The organism is Myroides sp. LJL116 (genome assembly GCF_054871685.1).
In genome coordinates this window covers 43,634-50,521 of the sequence record NZ_JBTXLR010000019.1, presented here as the reverse complement: position 1 = coordinate 50,521, position 6,888 = coordinate 43,634, and the positions used below count along the sequence as shown (strand labels likewise).

Sequence of the window (6,888 nt, the reverse complement as noted above, 5' to 3'; positions counted from 1 at the left end):
TGACAACCGATTTAGGGTGGTTATTGCAGCGGGGCTCACCTCTTCCCATTTCGAACAGAGAAGTTAAGCCCGCTTGCGCAGATGGTACTGCTAACCAGTGGGAGAGTATGACACCGCCCTTCTTTTATAAAATCCTCAACATGTTTATGTTGGGGATTTTTTTTTGGAATGAACTTTGCTATACTTTAAGTGAAGAATTTCCTACCAGGAGTTTTAATGGAATATGAGCTGTTTAAGCCTTATGTATATCTCATAGACTCTATTATACTTGTCGATCTTACTATGCCTTAAATAGGCTAAGTTTGCCTAATAGAATGCATTGCTAACCTGTTGGGATTTTTCTTTAAAAAGAAAGCAAATTAATTTTTAACCGAAGGTCTAAGAGGCTTTTGGAAATGTTTTTGGTAAAACACGCTTTTTCTTGAGTATAATCTATTTTTAGAAATCCTCAGTGTTTATTCTGTTTTTAACTTAGATATGCTTTCATTAAGGATGAAAGCTTTTAAATAGTATTAAAAATTTAATAAAATAAAGGTTTTTTTTAGAATATTTATTATTTTATATAGTCTTTTTTTTAGAGTATATTTGCATTTTAGGAAAAAGAGTGGGGCAACTCAAAAGTTAATAGGTATTATATTATGAAAACAGCTTTAAAGCGTCAACTTAAACGAGATACACCTAGGGGTATTGTTTTATTTATAGATTTACTGATTATTTCGTTTACTTATATTATTTCTAATTTATTCTTAACGAATTTTTTTGGGAATTACTCTGTAGACTTAATGATGAGTAAGTACGTTGTTGTACTTTTAAGTTATTCTATTTCCTTTTATATATTTAAGCCCTACCGCGGTATTATCCGTCAGACTAGTATTAAAGATATAGAGAATATATTCCATACTTGTCTATTTGCTACGGTTCTTCTTACCATTTGTACTACTTTACAAAGGAATGAGTTCTTGGGTAATAGTATGGAGGAATTTTTCCGCTATTCCTACTCCTTTATTTTCCTACAATTTTTCTTTACCGTTGTGATGCTTAGTTTAGCGCGCTTATTCTATAGTCAATTTTACCATACTTATATTTTAGAGGTAAGAAACCAAAGAAGGGTACTTATTTATGGAGCTGGGGATTCAGGTATTATTACTGTAAAGGCCCTACAAGCAGATACTAAAGTACGTACGGAAGTTATTGCCTTTGTAGATGATAGTGAATTTAAAGTAGGCAAGCGTATTGCGGGATATAGAGTTTTAGATTCTAAATGTATAACAGAGAGTTTTATTCATAAGAATCGAATTGACGATATTGTTATTTCTATTCAAAATATTTCTAGGGAGCGTTTGAATGAAATCTCTGCATGGTTAGAGCTTTTACCTGTTAAGATAAAAATTATACCAGGGGCTAGCGATTGGTTAGATGGTAAGATTACTAATAGACAAATCAAAGAATTAAAGATTGATGATTTATTAGGTAGAAAAAGTATACGCTTAGACAATCCAATTGTATCTAATGAGATTAATAATAAGGTAGTTCTAATTACTGGAGCTGCTGGTTCTATTGGAAGTGAGATTGCGCGTCAAGTAGCAAGTTTATCTTTTAAAAAGTTGATCCTAGTAGATTATGCTGAATCTGCTTTATATGACGTGCAGCAAACTATGGTTTCTAAAAAGACTCAAGATATTGCCTACATTGTAGGTAATGTTAGGGACTTTGATACCATGGAGGATATCTTTGCTATGTATCGTCCAGATATCGTATACCATGCTGCAGCTTATAAGCACGTACCATTAATGGAGATTTATCCTTATGAGGCTATTCATACCAACATTAAAGGAACTAAGATTATTGCTGATTTATCGGTAAAATATAAGACAAGCAAGTTTGTGATGGTATCTACCGATAAGGCTGTAAATCCTACTAATGTGATGGGAGCTACTAAACGAGCTGCTGAATTATATGTTTCTTGTCTAAAGGATACAGGAGTTACCAATTTTATTGTTACTCGTTTTGGAAACGTATTAGGTTCGAATGGTTCTGTTATTCCTCTATTCAAGCGTCAAATTGATGCAGGAGGACCATTAACAGTTACCCACCCAGATATTACTAGATACTTTATGACCATACCAGAGGCATGTCAATTGGTATTAGAAGCATCCGTAATGGGACATGGGGGAGAAATATTTGTTTTTGATATGGGACAAAGTATGAAGATTGTGGATCTAGCTAAGCGTATGATACGTTTAAGTGGGTATAAGTACCCAGAGGAAATAGATATTAAGATAACAGGACTTCGTCCAGGAGAGAAAATCTTTGAAGAGTTATTAGCCAATAATGAGAATACTGTTAAGACACATCATGAAAAGATTATGATTGCATGTGTACCTGAACAAGACTTGACTTCTATTAAAGCTCTTTTAGAACAAATTTGTCATAGTGTTTGTGAACCTGGACTTCAGGATAATTCTCTAAACTTAGTACGCCAATTAAAAATTATTGTACCTGAGTTTAAAAGCCAGAATTCCCAGTATGAAAATATAGATAAACAATTGTGCTCTGTGCAATAGTGTACTAAAGATATACCATAGGTAAAACGCTCCTTTACAAGGAGCGTTTTTTGTTTATAGTAATTTGATATAGGTAGCAAAAAAAAGCAGCAAGATTAACCTCTTGCTGCTTCTTAGCTTAAAATGGTACTTGAATAAAGTACTATAGTATTTATTTTATTTGAAAAGCATTTTTAATGTCTTCAACACGGTCTAATTTTTCCCAAGTAAATAACTCTACTTCTAATTCAACTGTTTCTCCACCTGGTTTAGTAAAGGACTTTGTAACTGTTTGTGGTTTACGTCCCATATGACCATAAGCAGCTGTTTCACTATAGATAGGATTTCTTAACTTAAGGTTCTTTTCAATAAAGTATGGTCTTAAGTCAAATAACTCACTTACTTTCTGTGCGATTTGTCCATCTGATAATCCAGTTTTACTTGTATTATACGTATTGATATATAAACCTGTTGGTTTAGCAACACCAATAGCGTAAGAAACTTGAACTAAAGCCTCATCACAAACTCCAGCAGCAACTAGGTTTTTTGCAATATGTCTGGTAGCATAAGCAGCACTTCTGTCTACTTTACTTGGGTCTTTTCCTGAGAAAGCACCTCCACCATGAGCACCTTTTCCTCCGTAAGTGTCTACAATAATCTTACGTCCTGTTAATCCAGTATCTCCATGAGGTCCACCAATTACAAAAACTCCTGTAGGGTTGATTAAGTGTTCGATTTGCTCTGGGTTTTCAAATAAGTATTGGTATTGAGGATATTTAGCTAATAATCTAGGGATTAAAACTGTTTTAATATCTTTCTCAATTTGAGCTTGCATTTGTTTTTCTGCTTCTTGTTTAGCCTGTGGGCTTGCATCTGCAGGTTGAATGAAGTCATCGTGTTGAGTAGATAAAACAATAGTTACAATTCTAATAGGTGTATTATTATCATCATACTCTAAAGTAACTTGACTCTTAGCATCTGGTCTAAGGTAAGTAACTTCTTTGTTTTCTCTTCTTATTTGTGCTAGTTCTTGCAATAATTTATGAGACAAGTCTAAAGCTAAAGGCATATAGTCTTCCGTTTCTTTAGAAGCATATCCAAACATCATCCCTTGATCTCCTGCTCCTTGTTCCTCTGGGTTGCAACGATCTACTCCTTGGTTGATATCCGCTGATTGTTCGTGAATTGCAGATAAGATTCCACAAGAGTTTGCATCAAACATATACTCGCTTTTTGTGTAACCAATCTTGCGAATAACCTCTCTTGCGATTTGTTGTACATCTAGGTAAGTTTCACTTTTAACCTCTCCAGCTAAAATAACTTGACCAGTGGTAACTAAAGTTTCACAAGCTACTTTTGAGTTTTTGTCAAAAGCTAAAAAGTTGTCGATTAATGCGTCTGAAATTTGATCTGCGATTTTATCCGGATGTCCTTCACTTACAGATTCCGATGTGAAGTAATAAGCCATATTTACTATTTTTTTATAGATTAAAAAATAAGAGGAAGTGGCTAAAGGGAAGTAATGATATATTTCTGCTTTAGCATTTTTTTACCGAGGTTGCAATCAGTTCAAATTTTTCCTCCCTTTATTTGTGATGCAAATGTATTAACTATTTTGTATTAAAGGCAAGTTTTTTCGTACTTTATATTAAGCTTAACGAATATTTGTCACACTTATAGTCTAAAAATGTCTAGTTTTTTCCGCACACATTTCCTTAAGCTTTGAATTATAGCTATTTTCTACATATATTTATTGTGTAATTAGCAAAAAGAGCAAGATAAATTCGTTAAATTCTATTTTTAATTCTATTTTTATATACATTTGTCCCCCAACAATACGTTTTTAAAACAAGTACATATGAGATTACATAATGTGGATGATCAAAAGTCATTGTCGCCTAGAGTAGCACTTAACTTCTTAAAAGAAGGTAATAAGCGATTTGTTGCTAATTTAAAAGCACATAGCAACCTTTTAGAGCAAGTCAATAGTACTAAAGCAAATCAATTTCCTTTTGCTATTGTATTAAGTTGTATCGATAGCCGTACTTCTGCAGAATTAATTTTCGATCAAGGTCTTGGAGATATATTTTCTACTCGAATTGCTGGAAACATTTTAAACGATGATATCCTAGGCTCGATGGAGTTTGCTTGTAAGTTAGCAGGATGTAAGTTGATCGTTGTTTTAGGACATAGTCACTGTGGTGCAATAACTGGAGCTTGTTGTGGAACTAAATTAGGTCATTTGACTAATTTATTAGACAAAGTACAACCTTCGGTAGAATACGTGAAAAAGCATAATCCAGATTTAGAAATCACCTCTAAGGAAGCTGTGGATTTAGTTGCTTACCAAAATGTAACTCATACTTTAGAGCAAATTTTTGATAAAAGTACAGTATTACAACAAATGTACGAACAAGGAGACATTGGAGTAGTTGGTGCTTTTTATAAAGTAGAAACTGGAAGTGTAGACTTCGTACAAGAGTTATTTATTGACAAAAAATAAGATGTAATTGTGAAGCACAATGAATTCTACCGTAAAATCTTAGATAATAATAAGGTGTGGGTAGAGAAAAAACTGGCCATAAATCCCGAGTATTTCAAGCGACTAAGTGAAAAACAATCTCCTCCGGTTTTATGGATAGGTTGTTCGGATAGTCGTGTTCCTGCAAATGAAATAATAGGAGCTGATCCAGGGGATGTATTTGTACACCGAAATATAGCCAATATGGTTATACACTCGGATATGAATATGCTTAGTGTATTGGCCTATGCGGTGGATATATTAAAGGTTACCAATATCATTGTGTGTGGTCATTACGGTTGTGGTGGAGTGCTAGCTGCCATGAAAAACGAATCTTACGGACTTATAGACAACTGGATTCGTCACATTAAAACGGTTTATCGACTTCATCATGATGAACTAGACCAAATAGAGTGCGATCAAGAGCGCTTTAACCGTTTTGTGGAAGTAAACGTACAAGAACAAGTATATGATTTAGCTAAGACTTCTATTGTACAAGAAGCCTGGGCACGTAACCAAGAACTTAGTATACACGGATGGGTATATGGTTTAAATTCTGGCTACGTGACCGACTTAGAGGTAAATGTTACTAGCAATGCTGATTTAGACGAAGTATATCAGCTTAGCTTCAAAAAACTTTAATCGTTTTGTTGGATATTTTCGTTAAATGCACTTGGTAGTAAAGTAGGTATAAAACGAAGTATAATCGGTAGCATTACTGTTCCACCAGGTAGTAAGAATATGGCCAAAGAAGGTACTGTTTTAATAACTTCAATGGTTTGTGTTTTTACTATTTTCTTTTCCTGCTCTGTAAGTGGAGTAGTAGTAGCTTTAGCTAAAAGATTCATCAATTGGGCATCTTTTTTCATTTCTTTTACAATGCGAGTTTTATTTCGCGATAAAAGGTGCTCTATATAAGAAGTTGAGTTAGTAAGTATATTGCCAAATAAGTTAGTAGACTTGTAAAATTGGTAGTTGTTTGCATTTAACTGCACTAAGGCTTTAAAAGCTTCTGCACTTACCTCTAATTGATCCTTTTTCAATTCTAATAACTCAAAAATAGGCTGGTTTAACTCCGGTAATTCTATTTCTTTAGTGGTATTATTCCAAGCATTACAAACTGTAAAATCGCTAATAAAAGCAATTTCTAATTCCGATTTGTGAATTTTTTGATGTTCATCACTATTGATAGTTATGGACTTTTGTAAAAAAGAGATTAGTTTTTTATCCTGATCCCCTTTAGGGTCTATGTCTTTTTTAAAGGCTAATACAACTTCTTCTAATAAGTGGGCTAAAGTTTGGGTATAAGCATTAGGGTCAGTCTTATCAAAGAGGTATTTCTCAAAGGCTAAAACGTCCAAGCACAATAAAATCATATTTAGTACTAAATCGTTTTGGGCACTTTGGGAGAAAAAGTGATCTTTCCATCTACTAGTGAAAATTTCTTCTACTTTATCTTCTGGTTTTTTTGGTGAAAATAACTTAGTAAATAAATTGTTCTTATGAGGTATAAGAATCTCATAGAAGTCAATTAGAGTAGGAAGAAACTCCTGGCTCTTATCGTTGCTATGAAAGTATACTTGTTCTAATAATTGCAGATAACAAATTTTAGAAAGCTCTACTTGGGTGTATTTAAATTCATGGAAAGCCTCTGGGAAGCGCTCATAATTTAATAGTCCATAGGTAAAACCTAACTGTCTTACCTTAGCTATTATTTCTTTTTTAGAATGGTTAGGGAATAATTGAAATTTCTCGTGTTGGGAAAAATACTTTTTTATCCAACCATTAGCAGAAGGGTTCATATTGTATGTTTACTACTTTTAA

Annotated in this window: 5 protein-coding genes and 1 rRNA gene; 4 read left to right on the top strand and 2 right to left on the bottom strand. The window is 33.5% G+C overall.

The window, feature by feature from the left end; translation table 11 throughout:
• Positions 1 to 12 precede the first annotated feature (12 nt).
• Together rrf and ACYSNM_RS12280 are read left to right on the top strand one after the other, a co-directional pair.
• Positions 13 to 122: ribosomal RNA gene (gene rrf, locus ACYSNM_RS12285) — 5S ribosomal RNA — on the top strand.
• Between the two features lie 516 nt (positions 123 to 638).
• The gene (locus ACYSNM_RS12280) at positions 639 to 2,564 is read left to right on the top strand and encodes a polysaccharide biosynthesis protein (protein WP_461757178.1); all 1,926 of its coding nucleotides are present in this window, start codon (positions 639 to 641) and stop codon (positions 2,562 to 2,564) included.
• A 151-nt stretch (positions 2,565 to 2,715) separates the two neighbouring features.
• Here the strand turns inward: ACYSNM_RS12280 and metK are convergent, their stop codons facing one another.
• Positions 2,716 to 4,011 (bottom strand): methionine adenosyltransferase, encoded by a 1,296-nt coding sequence (metK, locus tag ACYSNM_RS12275; RefSeq protein ID WP_461757177.1) that lies wholly within the window; start codon positions 4,009 to 4,011, stop codon positions 2,716 to 2,718.
• Positions 4,012 to 4,401: 390 nt separating this feature from the next.
• Here metK and ACYSNM_RS12270 point away from each other — a divergent pair, with 390 nt between their 5' ends.
• Positions 4,402 to 5,046 carry a carbonic anhydrase family protein gene (locus ACYSNM_RS12270; protein WP_461757176.1) on the top strand — a complete coding sequence of 215 codons (645 nt, stop codon included), beginning with the start codon at positions 4,402 to 4,404 and terminating at the stop codon, positions 5,044 to 5,046.
• Positions 5,047 to 5,055: 9 nt separating this feature from the next.
• Positions 5,056 to 5,706: a carbonic anhydrase gene (locus tag ACYSNM_RS12265; RefSeq protein ID WP_461757175.1), complete on the top strand. Its 651-nt coding sequence runs from the start codon at positions 5,056 to 5,058 to the stop codon at positions 5,704 to 5,706.
• Here the strand turns inward: ACYSNM_RS12265 and ACYSNM_RS12260 are convergent.
• Positions 5,703 to 6,866 carry an LETM1-related biofilm-associated protein gene (locus ACYSNM_RS12260; RefSeq protein ID WP_461757174.1) on the bottom strand — a complete coding sequence of 388 codons (1,164 nt, stop codon included), beginning with the start codon at positions 6,864 to 6,866 and terminating at the stop codon, positions 5,703 to 5,705. The two genes, ACYSNM_RS12265 and ACYSNM_RS12260, sit on opposite strands and share 4 nt — an antisense overlap.
• Positions 6,867 to 6,888: the final 22 nt, after the last annotated feature.